The organism is Aureimonas sp. D3, assembly GCF_001463805.1.
Classification (GTDB): Bacteria; Pseudomonadota; Alphaproteobacteria; order Rhizobiales; family Rhizobiaceae; genus Aureimonas; species Aureimonas ureilytica_A.
This window is the reverse complement of sequence record NZ_BBWM01000050.1, coordinates 101,721-116,958: the sequence shown is the minus strand read 5'-3', so window position 1 is coordinate 116,958 and position 15,238 is coordinate 101,721. Positions and strand designations below refer to the sequence as shown.

Genomic DNA, 15,238 nt, shown 5'->3' with positions numbered 1-15,238 from the left:
TAAACCATACCTCGAATGGAAGTTTTTCATGCTGAATTGGATGCGGTCGCAACTGAAAGATGTTCAGGCTGAATTGGCCGATCTCCGCCAGCGCGTGAACATTCTGGACCATCATATCGGCGTCGGACTATGGGATGCCGTGATTGCGGACAACGACGCGACCTCGCCCAATAGCCGCTGGACCTGGTCGCCCGAGTTCTCCCGGTTGCTCGGCTTCCGCGACCCGAAGGATTTTCCCGATCTCATGACGAGCTGGTCGGACCGTCTTCACCCCGAAGACCGCGACCGCGTCTTTGCCGTGTTCGGCGGGTTCGTGTCCGACAAGAGCGGCAATACCCCCTATAATGTCGATTACCGTCTGCGCATGGCCGATGGCGTCACCTATCGCTGGTTCAACGCCACGGGCGGCTGCACGCGCGATGCGGCAGGCGATCCGGTTCGCATCGGCGGTTCGCTGAGCGACATTCATGCGCGCAAGACCATGGAACAGGAGCAGGCGACGCTGCGCGAAGCCCAGATGGGCGCGACATCCGCAGCCTCGTCCGCCATGGAAGAGATGGCATCCAACATCGCGCAGAACGCCTCCAACGCCGCACAGACCGAGCGCATCGCCAACGAGGCGCGTGACAACGCCGAGCGCAGCGGGCAGGCCGTGGCCAAATCCGTGGATGCGATGCGCCAGATCGCCGAACGCACCAAGATCGTCCAGGAAATCGCCCGTCAGACCGATCTCCTGGCACTGAACGCGGCCATCGAAGCGGCTCGTGCCGGACAGCACGGCAAGGGCTTCGCGGTCGTGGCGTCCGAGGTGCGCAAGCTGGCCGAACGCTCGCAGCATGCGGCCGCTGAAATCGGCGCGCTGTCCGTCTCGACGCTCAAAACCTCCGAAGAGGCGGGGAATATGCTGGTTGATCTCGTGCCCGGCATTCGGCGCACGTCGGAACTGGTGCGCGAAATTTCGGCCGCCTGCAGCGAGCAGAACGCCGGCGCGCAGCAGATCAACGAGGCTCTGCTTCGCCTGAACTCGCGCTTCGACATGGCCGACGGGATGTCTGAGGAACGCTGGACGAGTGGCCCGGCCTTGCGTCGGGTCGCCTGACCCCATCCTCAACCTTGAAGCTTCGGGTCGGCCGCTTGGGCCGGCCCGAAATGTTGATGACAGTCTGGAGACGGTGGCGCCCTGGTAGTGCCCCGTCTTCGCGAGGGGCGTTCGCGCTTAGAGCTGAACCTTCACGTTCTCGGTCGTATCGGGCTGCGGCTTGTCGCCGATATAGGCCTTGGCGAATTCCCAAGCCTGCGTCAGCTTGTTGGATGTCACGTCCCAGATTTCGGCCTGCGAGGGCGTGACGACGAGCACGGCGACATTGGGGCCATCCTTGCCTTGCGGCATCCAGGCTTCGGCCTCGTCGTCCCAGATTTCGTCGATCAGCGCCCGGTCCTGGCTGACCCGCGCGGTGCCGGACACGGCCACATATTCGTTCTTCTGCGTGAAGCTGCAGGCGACCTGCGGCTCGGCCTCGACCTCGTCCACCTTGTGGGAGGTCGCGTCGGTCAAGAACAGGATCTCGCCGCGCTCGCGCGAGAGATAGGGCGCCATGGGGCGGGAGCGCAGGCGCTGGCCATCGCGCGTCGTGACCATGCAGGTCGAGAAGTCTTCGGCCATGTCCCAGAACTTGTCGGTCGCTTCAGCAGCCATGTGGTTTCCCTTGCGTCTGGTGCGGACAGGACAAGTCCGCTTGGAGAGGCCAGAACGCATGGCCAGCCGAAAGGTGCCACGCAGAATCGGTCCGAGTGAGTAAGACGACGATTCTTGAAACGGGATGCAAAAAAAATCCTGCGGCACTTAATGCGATTAAAACCGCGATTGAACCGATTTAGACTGTCATATAAAAAATCTAAACCGATTAAACGACTGAAATCATTTCAGTTTTAGTGTTTCGATCTGTTGATGAAGCTCGGTCGTTGAGTTATCTCGTTTCCGTGAGGCGGCGTTGCTTGTGCGCAGCGTGATCAGGAGACGGACCCATGGAAGAAACCGGAATCCGCAATTCCCGCATTGGAATCGAATCGACCGGACTGTCGGGCCTTTCTTCCCTTCGCTGGAATGCCGGCGAGGCGGAACTGGTCGAGACCGCGCTCCAGCGTGGCGAAGGTCGTCTGACCGCGCACGGCGCGCTGGTCGTGACCACGGGTCAGCACACCGGCCGCAGCCCGAAGGACAAGTTCGTCGTGCGCGACGAGACCACCGATCCGCGCGTCTGGTGGGACAACAACAAGCCGATGGACCCGGCCGCCTTCGAGCGCCTCTATGAGGATTTCAAGGCTCATGCGGCGGGGCGCGACCTTTTCGTGCAGGATCTCGTCGGCGGCGCCGACGAGGCGAACGCGATCCGCACCCGCGTCGTCACCGAATTCGCCTGGCACTCGCTCTTCATCCGCAATCTCCTGATCCGTCCGACTGCCGAAGAGCTAGAAAGCTTCGTGCCGCAGCTGACGATCATCGACCTGCCGTCCTTCAAGGCGGACCCGGAGCGCCATGGCTGCCGCACCGAAACGGTGATCGCCTGCGACTTCACGCGTAATATCATTCTCATCGGCGGCACGACCTATGCCGGCGAAATGAAGAAGTCGGTCTTCACCGTCCTGAACTACCGCCTGCCGGAAACGGGCGTCATGCCCATGCACTGCTCGGCCAATATCGGCGCGAACGGCGACACGGCGGTTTTCTTCGGCCTGTCGGGCACCGGCAAGACGACGCTCTCGGCCGATCCGCGCCGCACGCTGATCGGCGATGACGAGCATGGCTGGGGCGAGGACGGCGTCTTCAATTTCGAAGGCGGCTGCTACGCCAAGACGATCCGCCTCTCGGCCGAGGCCGAGCCGGAAATCTTCGCCACGACCCGCATGTTCGGCACGGTGCTCGAAAACGTCATTCTGGACGAGAACCGCGTTCCCAATTTCGACGACGGGTCGCTGACCGAGAACACCCGCGCCGCCTACCCGCTGCATTTCATTCCCAATGCCAGCGACACGGGAAGGGGCGCGCACCCCAAGAACATCATCATGCTGACGGCCGATGCCTTCGGCGTGATGCCGCCCATCGCCAAGCTTTCGCCCGCCGAGGCCATGTACCACTTCCTGTCCGGCTACACCGCCAAGGTCGCCGGCACGGAAAAGGGCGTGACCGAGCCGGAGGCGACCTTCTCGACCTGCTTCGGCGCGCCCTTCATGCCGCGTCACCCGGCCGAATACGGCAATCTCCTGCGCGATCTCATCGCGCGGCACGAGGTCGATTGCTGGCTGGTCTCGACCGGCTGGACGGGCGGCGCCTACGGCACGGGCCGTCGGATGCCGATCAAGGTGACGCGCACGCTCTTGAACGCGGCGCTGGACGGCTCGTTGAAGAATGCCGAGTTCCGCACCGACCCGCATTTCGGCTTCCAGGTGCCGGTCGCGGTGCCGGGCGTCGAAACTGCCATTCTCGACCCGCGCTCGACCTGGGCGGATGGGGTCGCCTACGACGCGCAGGCCCGCAAGCTCGCCGACATGTTCCGCCGCAACTTCGAGAAGTTCGAAGCGCATGTGGACGGCTCGGTGCTCGGCGCCGCCCCGGCCTCGCTGCCGCTCGCGGCCGAGTAGGTTTCGCTCCATCGCAGGCCGCCGATTTCGGCCGGCGGCCGGTGAACCATCTATAAGGGCTTCTCTGGGAGGAGGAGCGAGGGCTTGCGACCGAAAGGGCGCAGGCCCTCGTCGTTTGAGGGGGCTGCCGCTCGCGGCTTGACAGGGCGGCGGGCTTTGCCTGAACGAAGGGCTAGCGCGAAGCTCTGTCTGGCTTCCTCTCGGCTTGGCGCGTTCAAGACCTTGCGGCCGATCGCGGCCCAGCGCGAGGCGGCGAAAAGGGCGCGTCATGGAACAGGAGATTCGCGGGCTTCGGGTGAGCCATCGCACGATCATTCCCGAAGACGAGATCGAGGAGGTGTTCATCCGCGCGGCCGGGCCGGGCGGACAGAATGTCAACAAGGTCTCGACCGCCGTTCAGCTTCGCTTCTTCGCCAGCGCCTCCGCCGTTCTGGGCGAGGATGTGAAGGAGCGCCTTCTGAAGCTTGCCGGCCAGCGCGCCACCAAGGCGGGCGAAATCCTCATCGAAGCCTCGCGCCATCGCACGCAGGAGCGCAACCGCGAGGATGCGCGCGAGCGTCTGGTCGCGCTGGTCCGCGAGGCCCTGGTGCCACCCGCGCCGCCGCGCAAGAAGACGCGTCCCTCGCGCGGGGCCGTGGAGCGCCGGCTGCAGGCCAAGAAGGGTCGCTCGGACACCAAGCGAATGCGCGGGCGCGTTTCGGATTAAGGGTGCGGTCACGCTTTCGTGATCGTAAGCGGACGAAACCGATTGTTAGCAGTCTTCGTACCTTGAGCAGCCTCCCGATCGGGATGGTTCACAAGAGGAAACCCGACATGCTTCAGTCCCTCATCCGCTCGGCCGCTCTGGGTCTCGTGCTCGCCGGCAGCGTCGCAGGTGCCAGCCATGCCCAGTCGGGCGCGTCGGTGGAGGTCGGCGGTGCGCCGATGTACGCCAACAAGACCATTGCCGAGAACGCGCCCAACGCCTCGAACCTGACCACGCTCGTCGCCGCCGTGAAGGCCGCCGGCCTTGTCGATACGCTGAACGGCGCCGGCCCCTTCACCGTCTTCGCGCCCACCAACGCGGCTTTCGAGAAGCTTCCGGCCGGCACGGTCGAAACGCTGGTGAAGCCCGAGAACAAGGCTCAGCTGACCAAGATCCTGACCTATCACGTGGTCCCGGCCAAGGCGACGTCCGAGGCGGCCATGAAGATGATCAAGGACGATGGTGGCAAGCACATGGTGAAGACCGTCGAGGGTGAGGAATTGACCCTCGCCATGAAGGGCGACAAGCTCACCGTGACCGACGCCAAGGGCAATGTCGCGACCGTGACGCAGGCCGACGTCATGCAGAAGAACGGCGTCGTGCATGTCATCGACACCGTGCTGATGCCCTGATCGATCTGCCACGGCAGAGCCGCGCTCGGAACGAGCCTTGCCGCAGCCCCTAGCCTGGCTGCGGTGAAGCGAGGCGGCCGAGGGGCCGCGATTGCTGGGGCCGGCCGTGTCGCTCTGCTTGAACCCGCTCAACCGGCGTCCCATTCTCCAGACGGGAATGGGGCGCCGATCCGTTTCCCACCCTTGGAGGTCCGTCATGAATCGCCGTCGTTTTCTCTTGTCCGGATCGCTGGCCGCGCTCGCGCTCGGCGCGGGAAACGCGCTCTGGCGCGACGAGGCGGAGGCCGAGACCTTTTCCGTGACCTATAGCGAGCGCGAATGGCGCGCGCGTTTGAGCCCGGACGCCTTTGCCGTCCTGCGGCAGGAGGCGACCGAGCGCCCCTTCACCAGCCCGCTCCTGAACGTTCACGAGAGCGGCCTCTTCAACTGCGCGGGCTGCGACAACGCGCTTTATTCCACCGACACGAAGTTCGATTCGGGCACGGGCTGGCCGAGCTTCTGGGACGCGGTGGACGGCAGCATCGGCACCAGGACGGACTATGTGCTGGTCTATCCCCGCACCGAGGTTCACTGCGCGCAATGCGGCGGTCATCTCGGCCACATCTTCGACGACGGCCCACCGCCGACCGGCAAGCGCCATTGCATCAACGGCGTGGCGCTTCAGTTCGAAGCCGGCAAGTCCCAGTCCTGACCACGCGTCTTCGGCATTAGCGCTCCGTCAAGCTTTCGGGTTCTTCATAGGGGTTGGATCGGTGGCGCATTGAAGCGGGCCGGTCCAGCAACCATATTCGAAACGGATCGGCCGCGATCGCCGCTTGAATGGGGTTGCAGCCGATAAGTCGCTTGAAACAAGGGCTTGCCGAGAGATGAACAGGTTCACGCCGTTTTCCAGTCCGTTGCTGCTCGGCTTCGATGGAGTGGAACGTACGCTCGAACGTCTGGGGAAGGGGAGCGATGGCTACCCGCCCTTCAACATCGAGCGGATTCGGACGGAGGCTGCGGACGGGAATGCAGGCGGAGACGCCATTCGCATCACCCTGGCCGTGGCGGGCTTTCAGCCCGAAGACCTGGAGATCACGACAGAAGAGAACCAGTTGACCATCCGGGGCGCACAGAGCGACCGGACGGACCGTGAATTCCTGCACCGGGGCATTGCGTCGCGCCAGTTCCAGAAGAGCTTTCTCTTCGCCGATGGCATGCGCATCCTGGGCGCGCAGCTGAAGAACGGTCTTCTGATGGTCGATCTGGTCAAGCCTGAACCAGAGCGAGTGGTGAGGAAGATCGCGATCGCCGTGGATGAATGAAACCCGCCGACCCGATCGCCCGTTTGTTTTCGAAGGAGATGATCATGACCATCACGTACCATTCGAGCAGGGTGTCCCAGTCCGATCTCGCCGCGCTCGGCGAAGGCCATCTGGCCTATCTCCGTCGCATGTCGTCCGACGATATTCGCGCCCGCTTTCCGTCCGCCCAGGCCATTCGGCCCGGCCTCAAGCTCTGGGCGCTGTTTTCCGCCGACGGCACGCCTCTGGCCGTGTCGGATGATCGGGGCTCCATCCTGGCGAGCGCCACGGAAAACGAGCTGATGACGGTGAGCCTGCATTGAAGAGGCACTGACCGCTTCAGAGGCAAGGACAGCCTCGCGAAAACGCAGCCGGCCGAGGATGATCCTCCGGGCCGGCTTTTTCGTGGGCGAACGCGTTCAAGACTGGAATTCGACCTGTGTCATCAGATGATGCAGCGTTGCCGCGTCGCGGCCGGCGCGCAACTCGCTGACGGCGCGCGGATTGCGCAGGAGGCGCGCGATCTTCGACAGCGCCTTCAAATGGTCCGAGCCCGCCGTTTCGGGCGCAATCAGAAGGAACACGAGATCCACCGGCTGATCGTCGACCGCTTCGAAATCGACGGGCTTGTTCAGCCGCCCGAAGACGCCGTGAATGCGCGGAAGGTCGTTGAGCTTGCCATGGGGAATGGCGATGCCGTTGCCGATGCCCGTGGAGCCCAGACGCTCGCGCTGGAGCACGGTCTCGAAGATGGTACGGGCCGAAAGTCCGGTAAGTTCGGCCGCTTTTTCCGAAAGGTCCTGCAGAACCTGCTTTTTGGAATGAGAGCGAAGGGCAGGCAGAATGGCGTCCTCGGCGATCAGATCGGCTAGAACCACGTTTGAGGCCTTCCACGTCGCCCGGCGCCCAAGCGCCGGAAGACCCGATCGGGCCGAAGCCCGGTCAGGTCGGAGAGATCGTCGCGAGAGGAGCCGCTGCCGGCCTCTCCCGCGCTCTGGAGTTGCGCTCCGTTATCAGGCTTGGGGTCGCACTGTCGAGGGGTCGATCCAGCCGACATTGCCGTCGGCGCGCCGATAGACGATGTTCACGGTGTCGCTCGCGCCGTTGCGGAAGACCACGACGGGCCCGTCTCGCCGGTCGAGTTCCATCACGGCATTGGCGACGCTCATCGTGCCGAGCATCATGGAGGTCTCGGCGATCACGGCGGGCGCGAAGTCTTCTGCGACCTCCTCTTCCTCGTCCGGCACCGCGCTCATGACGGTATAGGCGATCTCGCGCGAGGTGTTGGCGTTGGCCTTGTGATCCTTCAGGCGACGCTTGTAGCGACGCAGACGCTTTTCGATCTTCTCCATCGCCTCGATGTACGAGGACTCGGGATCATGCGACTCGGCCGTGGCCTGGAAATACACGCCGCTGTCGAGATGAAGCGTGACGTCCGCGCAATAGCGGGCGGATTCCTTGGAGATGACGACGGAGCCGTTGAAATTGCCGTCGAAATATTTGGCGACCTGATCGTTCAGCCTCTCGTCGATCCGAGTGCGAAAGGCCTCGCCGACATCCATGTGACGGCCCGATACACGAATTGCCATTCGTTTCTCCTTCCTAACGTCCGGCGGCCCGTTCCTTCTCTGAACCATCGGCTCGCCGCCCTCTTCCAAGACGTTGCGATGCCTTTGGTTCCGGCCACTCGGAACCGTCACATTCCAGCGCAAAACGGAGCGGAGCGAAAGACTTGATCTGCGCCGGAAACAGGATCAGACTTCGCTCCAAATTCCCCCGATATGACGCTTGAGGACCTGTCGAACCGTACAGGGAAACCCTGCGGTTCTGGCCCGCCATGCGCCGATCATGCCCTCGCTCGGCGGGGGGATCGCGGTCAGCCCGCGAGGCGTCTGGCGTTGAGTTCGCGTCGGCGCTGAACCGACGACGGAAGGCCGAGGGCTTCGCGATATTTGGCGACGGTGCGGCGGGCGAGTTCGATGCCGTCCTCCCGCAACTGGGCGGCGATGTCATCGTCCGACAGGACATGATCGACGGTTTCGGAGGCGATCATGCGGCCGATTCGCAGCTTCACGCTCTCGGCCGAATGCGCGTCGCCCCCGCCCGATGCGGCGATCGCGACGGTAAAGAAAAATTTCATTTCGAACGTGCCGCGCGGTGTCGCCATGAACTTGCCGGAGGTGACGCGGCTGACCGTCGATTCGTGCAGGCCCAGCGCCTCGGCAATGTCCATCAGCGTCATGGGGCGCAGACCCGCGACGCCCTCGGCCATGAACCCGTCCTGACGGCGCAGGATTTCGCCCGCGACTTTCTGGATGGTGCGGGCGCGCTGCTCCAGCGAGCGCTGCAGCCAGCTGGCCGATTGCTGGCATTGGGTCAGGAAGCCGCGCTCACCGGCGCGGAATGCGCCAGCGGGCGCGATGCTGTCGGGCGCGCGCAGAACGAGGCGCGGAAAGGCGGCGGCGTTCAGCTCGGCCTGCCAAAGGCCGGTCTCTGCGTCCTCGCGCACCACGATATCGGGCGTGACGGGCGTGGCTTCGGGCTCGCCGAGCCCCGCGCCGGGGCGCGGATCGAGCGTACGGATTTCGCTCAGCATCTCGGCGACATCGGCTTCGCTTTCGCCCGTCAGCCGAGCGAGCGCGGCGAAGTCGCGCCGGGCCAGAAGCGGCAGATGCGCGAGCACGCAGGCGATCACCGGGTCGAAGCGCCCGCGCCGACGAAGCTGAATGGCGAGGCACTCGGCCAGATCGCGCGCAAACAGCCCGGCCGGTTCGGCGGAAGCCTGAAGCCGCGCGAGAAGAGCCTCGGCCGCCTCGAGCGCTACGCCCAGCTCGGCGGCCCGCTCGGTCGGGTCGGCCGCGAGATAGCCGGCCTCCGTCAACTCGGCGAAGAGCGTTTCTGCCAGCGCGCGCTCAGTGGCGTTGCCGAACGTATCGTGTATTTCGCCCAGCGCATGGTCGCGCAGGGACCGAACCCCTTCGCCGATGCGCTCGATACCGTCGTCTTCGGCCGCGAAGCCGGACAAGACCAGCCCTTCGCCCGAAAAGGCGAGATCGTCCCGCGCGGCATCGGCATTGTCGCCGATGCGCTCGGCCGCGTCCGCGAAAACCTCGCCATCGTCGCGTGTGCCGGTCAGCGGCGCCAGATCGGCTCCCGGCAACAGGGGAGCGAGGTCGTCGGGGGTGTCGCCGCCCTCCGTGGCGCTTTGCGCCGTTCCGGCCTCGACCTCGATCAGCGGATTGGCCTCGGCCTCCCGCTCCAGAAAGGCCTGAAGCTCGGCATGTTGAAACTGGAGAAGCCGGATCGACTGGAGAAGCTGGGGCGTCATCACCAGGGACTGGCTTTGACGCATCTGGAGGTTCACAGACAGATTCATGCCTCCAGCCCTCCTTGGATACCGAAACGGCCGGCGCGGCAGGCCGGCGATGGGGTGGTCCGACCTGTCTGGATCGACCAGCGGGCGGCCCCTCATGCTCGCGTCAGGAAACTGGTCCGCAACTTGCTTGTCAAGGGCGGGAGGCGATCACACGCTCGGAGCCTGTTTGGAAACTCGGCGGCGGAGGGCGGCGAGGGATTTTTAGGTCCCGTGAGGCGCCAAACGCAGTCGATGCCAGGTCGGCATCGGCGAGGGTTCATGCGAACGGGCGAGACGAGTGGCTCGCCCTCGGCAACGAAACGGGGACGGAAAAGACCCGTCGCGCCGACCCGAGCGAGCTTCCAAACAGGCTCTCAGTAGGTAAACTGCTCGCCGAGATAGATGCGGCGCACGTCGGCGTCCTCGACGATCTCCTGCGGCGCGCCATGGGTCAGCACCGCGCCGGCATGCATGATATAGGCGCGGTCGATCAGGCCCAGCGTTTCGCGCACATTGTGGTCGGTCACGAGAACCCCGATCCCCCGGCGCGTCAGATGCCGAACGAGCTCCTGAATGTCGGCCACGGCAATCGGATCGACGCCCGCGAAGGGCTCGTCCAGAAGCATGAAGGTCGGGCGCGAGGCCAGCGCGCGGGCGATTTCGCAGCGCCGACGCTCGCCGCCCGACAGCGCCGTGGAAGGCTGTTTGCGCAGGTGCGCGATGCGGAACTCTTCCAGAAGCGCGGTGAGCTGGCGCTCGCGCTCCGCCTTGTCGGGCTCCACCATCTCCAGAACGGCGCGGACGTTGTCCTCCACCGATAGGCCGCGAAAGATCGAGGCTTCCTGCGGAAGGTAGCCGATGCCGAGACGCGCGCGGCGATACATGGGCGTTTGCGTGATGTCGTGCCCGTCCAGCTCGATGCGCCCGCCATCCACCGGCACGAGCCCGGTGATCATGTAGAAGCAGGTCGTCTTGCCCGCGCCGTTGGGGCCGAGAAGACCCACCGCCTCGCCGCGCCGCACCGCCACATCCACCGAATCCACGACGCGCCGGCCGCGATAGGTCTTGGTGATGCCGCGCGCCACCAGCGTTCCCTCCGAAGGGTGACGCAAGGGGGGCTGTGAGGAGGGGGCGTTGGGATCGAGCAAGGAGGGGCGTCCAGATCAAGGCAGGGAGGGCGCTCGCGGGCCGAAGCACTGTTCGGCCCGCGAGCGGCGATTTGACGGCGAGCGGTGCCGCGCGACGCGACAGCCGATCGCGGGCCGGCCGGGCGGCTGTCGCGCGCCTTAGCGGCTCGCACCCGGCTGCTGTCCCGCACCCGGCGACAGGAGCATGCGCACGCGACCCGTGGCGGCGCCCGGCGCGCCGCCACAATCGCGGCTCTGAAGGCGGGCGACGCCCGTATCCATCTTGATGTTCAGAATGCAGCCCGTGGCGACGTTCTTGCCTTGGCTGAGCACCACATTGCCTCGGAGGACCGCGACCTGCGTCGCCATGTCGAAATCGGCCCGGTCGGCCGTGGCGACCTGATCGGCGGATTTGATCGTGACCTTGCCGAGCGCTTCCAGCTTGGAAATATCGTCCGAGCCGCCCGGCATGTTGGAGCGCGCGGCGGCCGGCTCGGCTTTGGCTGCCTTGCCGTTCGCCCCGTCCTGCTTGCGCACGTAATGAACCACCAGCTTCTCGGCGGTCATCGAGGTCGCGCCCTGCTGGACGCTGACATCGCCCGAAAAGGTCGCGACCGACTTGCCGTCATCGACGTCGAGCTGGTTGGATTCGATCGCGACCGGCTGGTCGCCCTGGACCTGAAGCCCACCGAACGAATTGCCGAAGCCTTGCGACTGGCTCTGGGCCAGCGCCGCGCCTGAGAGTGCGAGCGAGCCGGCCAAAGCCAGAAGCATGGCGCGGGAGCGATGGGTCGGGATCATGGTCTGGGCTCGCTGGATGGGGGCGTCGCCCCGTTGTTGGCGGTGGGCAGGAGGGTCAGTTTCACGCGGTCCCGAAACGAAACCTCGTGGCCGCGCTGGACGATCACGACGCTGCCCGCTTCGAGGGTCTGATTCGGGGTCGCGATGTTCACGGGTCCCTTGCCGGTCAGTTGCCCATCCTGAAGCGAAACGTCGGCGCTCGCCAGCTTGATGCGGATGCCGCTCGTCGTTTCCACGGTGATGTCGTCGTAAAGCCGGAGCATCTGCGTGCGCGTGTCGTAATGGCCCTTGGCGGCTTGAAGCTGGGCTTTGGTATTGTCGTCCACCGTTAGGTCGGCGCGCACGCCTTCCAGATCGACGCCCGAGCCGCCCAAGGTCTGAATGGCCCGGTTGGCCAACATGGAATAGGGACGGTCGCGCCCGTCGACGCCCGACATGCGCGGGTCGGACATGACGAGGCGCCCGTCCTGGATCGAGGTGGACGCAAAGGCCAGATCGCCCGGCACGACACGCGCCAGCCAGGTCACGCCGAGGCCCGCCAGCACGATCACGGTTGCGACCGTGGGAAGGCCGATCTTCAGCCAGCGCACCCAGCGCGAATGGCGTCGGGCGCGCCGGAACTCACGCTCGCGCCGCTCGTCTCCCTTCGGGTTCGTGGAACTGGCGAGCGCGGCATGGCGCGGATCCTGCGCGAACTGTGTCGAATCGATGCGAGCCTGCAATGGAATTCGATTCCTCGCCTGTCGCGGAAGAGCCTCCGAACCCGGATCGGTCGGATGCCTTCTGCGGTCAATCAACGTATCGTGTCGTATCTATAAGTGATATGGGGTTTTTGCGTGGTTAAGCGAAGGCCGGGCTGTGTCGATGCGCCCGGGACGATGGCGCCTCCGCTTCCCCGAATGGGCCGCCCGCTTGGCAGCGCCCGCGCCGCGTTCTATCGCTTGCCCGATATGGCGGGCCTCGATCCGCCCGGCAAGGAGCACTGGCGGATCATGAATGCGGATAGCCTGATCGATCGGCGGCGCCTGCGTCGCAAGCTGGGTTTCTGGCGGATTCTGGCCGTGCTGGCGGCGATCCTGGCCGTGCTCGCGCTGACAATTGCCGGCGGCTGGCGGCCGGGCGCGACCGTCGCCACCGCCGCGCCCGAGATCGCCCGCGTGGAGGTCGCCGGCCTCATCACCGAGGATCGCGACAGGTTGGAACTTCTCGAAAAGTTGAAGACCGATCCGAACGTTCGGGCCGTCATCATCCGCGTGAACTCGCCCGGCGGCACCACGGTGGGCGGCGAAACGCTCTATCACGCCATCCGGGATCTCGCCGCCGTCAAGCCGGTGGCGGCCGAGGTCGGCACGCTGGCCGCCTCCGCCGGCTACATGGTGGCCATGGCGACGGACCGGGTCGTCGCGCATCATTCCTCCATCGTCGGCTCGATCGGCGTGATCTTCCAATATGTGGATGCCTCCGTCCTGCTCGGGCGGATCGGCGTCGAGGTGAACGCGGTGAAATCCTCGCCGCTGAAAGCCGAGCCTTCGCCCTTCGCGCCGGCCGCCCCCGGCGCGCGTGAGATGATCGCAAGGCTCGTCAACAATTCCTATGACTGGTTCGTCGGGCTCGTCGCGGAGCGCCGCGCCCTGCCCGAAGAGGAAGCGCGGCGGCTGGCCGACGGCTCCGTCTTCACCGGCGAGCAGGGCCTCCAGAACAAGCTGGTGGATGCGCTCGGCGGCGAGCGCGAAATCCGTCGCTGGTTCGAGAGCGAGCGCGGCGTGCCGGCCGGGCTGAAGATCGAGGATCGCGAGCCCGAAAAGGACGGCTGGGGCCTGTTCGGCGCGGCGCGCTCGGCCTTCTGGGGGCTTCTCGGCTTCAATGCCGCCCCGGCCGATCTCATCGGCGCGCTCGGCAAGGCGAGCGGGCACCTTGACGGCATGGTGTCGCTTTGGCAACCTTCGACGCCTTGACGCCGGGCCGCGAGTGATGCCGCTTTGCAATTCAAAAACAAGGGCTTGAAGGGCGGCCTCCGTGTCTTTATCCAAGACTCACGCCCGACCCGTCGCCCGAGGATATCGCGTTGATCAAATCCGAACTCGTCCAGATCATCGCCAGCCGCAACCCGCATCTCTACCAGCGGGACGTCGAGACCATCGTGAACGCGATCTTCGACGAGATCACGCAGGCGCTCTGCGAAGGCAACCGCGTGGAACTGCGCGGCTTCGGCGCGTTCTCGATCAAGAATCGCCCGCCGCGCGCCGGCCGCAACCCGCGCACCGGCGAGTCGGTGGAGGTCGAGGAGAAGTGGGTGCCCTTCTTCAAGACCGGCAAGGAACTGCGCGAGCGGCTGAACGTCGACTGATCGCGCCGGGCGCAACGGGCTTGGCTCGTTCCCACGACCTATGCCGTCATGATGGCCAACAGGTTTGATCGGCGGCAGGCGTCGGCGGGGAGCGTTGTCACGCTTCCCGCGTGGATGCCGGCCTCGGATCGTGGCGGAAGATTCAAGACCTGTCGCGAGGCGGATTGACCTCTTCCCTCGTATGCCTCATTCCGATGGGACAGCTTGCCGGTTCGGTGCGGCGCACCATTCTCTCTGGGCGTATTCCAAGGTTCGAAGTGGCCATTCGATGATCCTGAAGATAATTTCTTTCCTCATCCTCGCGCCGCTGGCGGTCCTGCTCGTGGTGTTCTGCGTCGCCAATCGCGAGGCGATCGACGTGTCGTTCGACCCGATCGGCACCATGCCGCAATTCGCCTTTCAGGCGCCTCTCTTCGTTCTGCTCCTGTGCTCGCTGATCGTCGGCCTCCTGCTCGGCGGTTTCGGCACCTGGATGTCGCAGGGCCATCACCGCACCAAGGCGGCCAACCGCCGCCGCGAGATCGAGAATCTGCGTCACGAGCTGGAGCTTTCGAACGAGCGGATGCGCCGCTTGCGCGAAGAGCGCGACCGGGAGCTGGCCGCCGCGCAAGGCCCCGCTCTTGCCGCCCCGACGCAGGGTCATGGCGCTCGCGCGCTGGCCGGCCCGTCGGTCGCCGCCTGAGACTTTCTCATCCTTCTTCGAAAAAGAGGCGGAGCGATCCGCCTCTTTTTTTTGCCCGATCGAGGGGGCGCTCAGGCCCCGGCCGGTTCGGAGACTTCCGCCGCCGTGTCGCCGGCGACGCGCGCGGCGAAACAGTCGAAGAACTGATGGGCGAATTTCTTGGCGGTGGAATCCACCAGCCGCCCGCCAAGCTGGGCGATCTTGCCGCCGACCTTGGCGTCGACCTCGTAGTGCAGGACCGTGTCCTCGCCGTCCTCCTCCAGCGACACATCGGCCCCGCCCGAAGCGAAGCCTGCGATGCCGCCCTTGCCTTCGCCCACAATGGAATAGCTGCGCGGCGCATCGATATTCTCGAGCCGCACCACGCCGTTGAAGGTCGCCTTCACCGGGCCGACCTTGGCCACCACGGTGGCCGACATCTCGTTCTCGCCGGTCATTTCCAGGCTCTGGCAGCCGGGAATGCAGCTTTTGAGAGTCTCGGGGTCGTTCAGCAAGGCCCAGACCTTCTCGCGCCGCGCGGCCAGTCGGTATTCACCCTTCAGATCCATCCTCGTCCTCCCATGGGCCGCGCCTTGTCGGATGCGAAGGCTGCGGCAATTCAGAAAGAATACGCCGGTCTCGGTGCTT

Annotated in this window: 18 protein-coding genes; 10 read left to right on the top strand and 8 right to left on the bottom strand. The window is 65.3% G+C overall.

Annotated elements, in window-relative coordinates; all coding sequences use genetic code 11:
- A partial coding sequence (locus AUL36_RS14765) for a methyl-accepting chemotaxis protein (protein ID WP_244497136.1) occupies positions 1-1,099 on the top strand: 1,099 nt, incomplete at its 5' end.
- Positions 1,100-1,216: 117 nt separating this feature from the next.
- Here AUL36_RS14765 and AUL36_RS14760 read toward each other — a convergent pair.
- Positions 1,217-1,696: a pyridoxamine 5'-phosphate oxidase family protein gene (locus AUL36_RS14760; protein WP_058599505.1), complete on the bottom strand. Its 480-nt coding sequence runs from the start codon at positions 1,694-1,696 to the stop codon at positions 1,217-1,219.
- Between the two features lie 329 nt (positions 1,697-2,025).
- Here AUL36_RS14760 and AUL36_RS14755 point away from each other — a divergent pair, with 329 nt between their 5' ends.
- The 6 genes from AUL36_RS14755 (at position 2,026) to AUL36_RS14730 (ending at position 6,622) form a co-directional block, all read left to right on the top strand.
- Positions 2,026-3,639, top strand: coding sequence for a phosphoenolpyruvate carboxykinase (locus AUL36_RS14755; protein ID WP_062221951.1), 1,614 nt, complete (start codon positions 2,026-2,028; stop codon positions 3,637-3,639).
- Positions 3,640-3,907: 268 nt separating this feature from the next.
- Positions 3,908-4,345, top strand: coding sequence for an alternative ribosome rescue aminoacyl-tRNA hydrolase ArfB (gene arfB / locus AUL36_RS14750; RefSeq protein ID WP_062221949.1), 438 nt, complete (start codon positions 3,908-3,910; stop codon positions 4,343-4,345).
- 107 nt (positions 4,346-4,452) lie between these two features.
- The gene (locus AUL36_RS14745) at positions 4,453-5,016 is read left to right on the top strand and encodes a fasciclin domain-containing protein (RefSeq protein WP_058599508.1); all 564 of its coding nucleotides are present in this window, start codon (positions 4,453-4,455) and stop codon (positions 5,014-5,016) included.
- A 196-nt stretch (positions 5,017-5,212) separates the two neighbouring features.
- Positions 5,213-5,707 (top strand): peptide-methionine (R)-S-oxide reductase MsrB, encoded by a 495-nt coding sequence (msrB, locus tag AUL36_RS14740; protein ID WP_058599509.1) that lies wholly within the window; start codon positions 5,213-5,215, stop codon positions 5,705-5,707.
- Positions 5,708-5,882: 175 nt separating this feature from the next.
- Positions 5,883-6,320 (top strand): Hsp20 family protein, encoded by a 438-nt coding sequence (locus AUL36_RS14735; protein WP_058599510.1) that lies wholly within the window; start codon positions 5,883-5,885, stop codon positions 6,318-6,320.
- Positions 6,321-6,364: 44 nt separating this feature from the next.
- Positions 6,365-6,622 (top strand): DUF1150 family protein, encoded by a 258-nt coding sequence (locus AUL36_RS14730; protein ID WP_244493382.1) that lies wholly within the window; start codon positions 6,365-6,367, stop codon positions 6,620-6,622.
- 96 nt (positions 6,623-6,718) lie between these two features.
- Here AUL36_RS14730 and ptsN read toward each other — a convergent pair whose 3' ends face one another.
- From ptsN to lptC, 6 genes are all read right to left on the bottom strand, one after another.
- Complete coding sequence (gene ptsN / locus AUL36_RS14725) at positions 6,719-7,177, bottom strand: PTS IIA-like nitrogen regulatory protein PtsN (protein WP_058635799.1); 459 nt, start codon at positions 7,175-7,177, stop codon at positions 6,719-6,721.
- Positions 7,178-7,312: 135 nt separating this feature from the next.
- The gene (hpf, locus tag AUL36_RS14720) at positions 7,313-7,888 is read right to left on the bottom strand and encodes a ribosome hibernation-promoting factor, HPF/YfiA family (protein WP_058599512.1); all 576 of its coding nucleotides are present in this window, start codon (positions 7,886-7,888) and stop codon (positions 7,313-7,315) included.
- A 287-nt stretch (positions 7,889-8,175) separates the two neighbouring features.
- Positions 8,176-9,675 (bottom strand): RNA polymerase factor sigma-54, encoded by a 1,500-nt coding sequence (rpoN, locus tag AUL36_RS14715; RefSeq protein ID WP_062221947.1) that lies wholly within the window; start codon positions 9,673-9,675, stop codon positions 8,176-8,178.
- Positions 9,676-10,028: 353 nt separating this feature from the next.
- Positions 10,029-10,802 carry an LPS export ABC transporter ATP-binding protein gene (gene lptB / locus AUL36_RS14710; protein WP_062221945.1) on the bottom strand — a complete coding sequence of 258 codons (774 nt, stop codon included), beginning with the start codon at positions 10,800-10,802 and terminating at the stop codon, positions 10,029-10,031.
- Positions 10,803-10,940: 138 nt separating this feature from the next.
- Positions 10,941-11,582 carry an LptA/OstA family protein gene (locus tag AUL36_RS14705; protein WP_058602049.1) on the bottom strand — a complete coding sequence of 214 codons (642 nt, stop codon included), beginning with the start codon at positions 11,580-11,582 and terminating at the stop codon, positions 10,941-10,943.
- Entirely contained in the window at positions 11,579-12,304 is a 726-nt protein-coding gene (gene lptC / locus AUL36_RS14700) for an LPS export ABC transporter periplasmic protein LptC (RefSeq protein ID WP_058635802.1), read from the bottom strand. Before lptC ends, AUL36_RS14705 begins: the two co-directional genes overlap by 4 nt.
- A 177-nt stretch (positions 12,305-12,481) precedes the next feature.
- Between lptC and sppA the strand changes: the two genes are divergently transcribed.
- The 3 genes from sppA (at position 12,482) to AUL36_RS14685 (ending at position 14,611) form a co-directional block, all read left to right on the top strand.
- Positions 12,482-13,537: a signal peptide peptidase SppA gene (sppA, locus tag AUL36_RS14695; protein ID WP_082655862.1), complete on the top strand. Its 1,056-nt coding sequence runs from the start codon at positions 12,482-12,484 to the stop codon at positions 13,535-13,537.
- Between the two features lie 110 nt (positions 13,538-13,647).
- Positions 13,648-13,929, top strand: a complete 282-nt coding sequence (locus AUL36_RS14690) for an integration host factor subunit beta (RefSeq protein ID WP_062221943.1) — start codon at positions 13,648-13,650, stop codon at positions 13,927-13,929.
- Between the two features lie 268 nt (positions 13,930-14,197).
- Positions 14,198-14,611: a LapA family protein gene (locus AUL36_RS14685; RefSeq protein ID WP_058602046.1), complete on the top strand. Its 414-nt coding sequence runs from the start codon at positions 14,198-14,200 to the stop codon at positions 14,609-14,611.
- Between the two features lie 71 nt (positions 14,612-14,682).
- Here the strand turns inward: AUL36_RS14685 and AUL36_RS14680 are convergent, their stop codons facing one another.
- Entirely contained in the window at positions 14,683-15,159 is a 477-nt protein-coding gene (locus tag AUL36_RS14680) for a CoxG family protein (RefSeq protein WP_062221941.1), read from the bottom strand.
- Positions 15,160-15,238 lie beyond the last annotated feature (79 nt).

Bases quoted from the DNA above. Each gene is read 5' to 3' on its own strand.
- AUL36_RS14760 (WP_058599505.1), bottom strand. From the start codon at position 1,696: ATGGCTGCTGAAGCGACCGACAAGTTCTGGGACATGGCCGAAGACTTC.
- AUL36_RS14755 (WP_062221951.1), top strand. From the start codon at position 2,026: ATGGAAGAAACCGGAATCCGCAATTCCCGCATTGGAATCGAATCGACC.
- arfB (WP_062221949.1), top strand. From the start codon at position 3,908: ATGGAACAGGAGATTCGCGGGCTTCGGGTGAGCCATCGCACGATCATT.
- AUL36_RS14745 (WP_058599508.1), top strand. From the start codon at position 4,453: ATGCTTCAGTCCCTCATCCGCTCGGCCGCTCTGGGTCTCGTGCTCGCC.
- msrB (WP_058599509.1), top strand. From the start codon at position 5,213: ATGAATCGCCGTCGTTTTCTCTTGTCCGGATCGCTGGCCGCGCTCGCG.
- AUL36_RS14735 (WP_058599510.1), top strand. From the start codon at position 5,883: ATGAACAGGTTCACGCCGTTTTCCAGTCCGTTGCTGCTCGGCTTCGAT.
- AUL36_RS14730 (WP_244493382.1), top strand. From the start codon at position 6,365: ATGACCATCACGTACCATTCGAGCAGGGTGTCCCAGTCCGATCTCGCC.
- hpf (WP_058599512.1), bottom strand. From the start codon at position 7,888: ATGGCAATTCGTGTATCGGGCCGTCACATGGATGTCGGCGAGGCCTTT.
- rpoN (WP_062221947.1), bottom strand. From the start codon at position 9,675: ATGAATCTGTCTGTGAACCTCCAGATGCGTCAAAGCCAGTCCCTGGTG.
- AUL36_RS14705 (WP_058602049.1), bottom strand. From the start codon at position 11,582: ATGATCCCGACCCATCGCTCCCGCGCCATGCTTCTGGCTTTGGCCGGC.
- sppA (WP_082655862.1), top strand. From the start codon at position 12,482: ATGGGCCGCCCGCTTGGCAGCGCCCGCGCCGCGTTCTATCGCTTGCCC.
- AUL36_RS14685 (WP_058602046.1), top strand. From the start codon at position 14,198: ATGATCCTGAAGATAATTTCTTTCCTCATCCTCGCGCCGCTGGCGGTC.
- AUL36_RS14680 (WP_062221941.1), bottom strand. From the start codon at position 15,159: ATGGATCTGAAGGGTGAATACCGACTGGCCGCGCGGCGCGAGAAGGTC.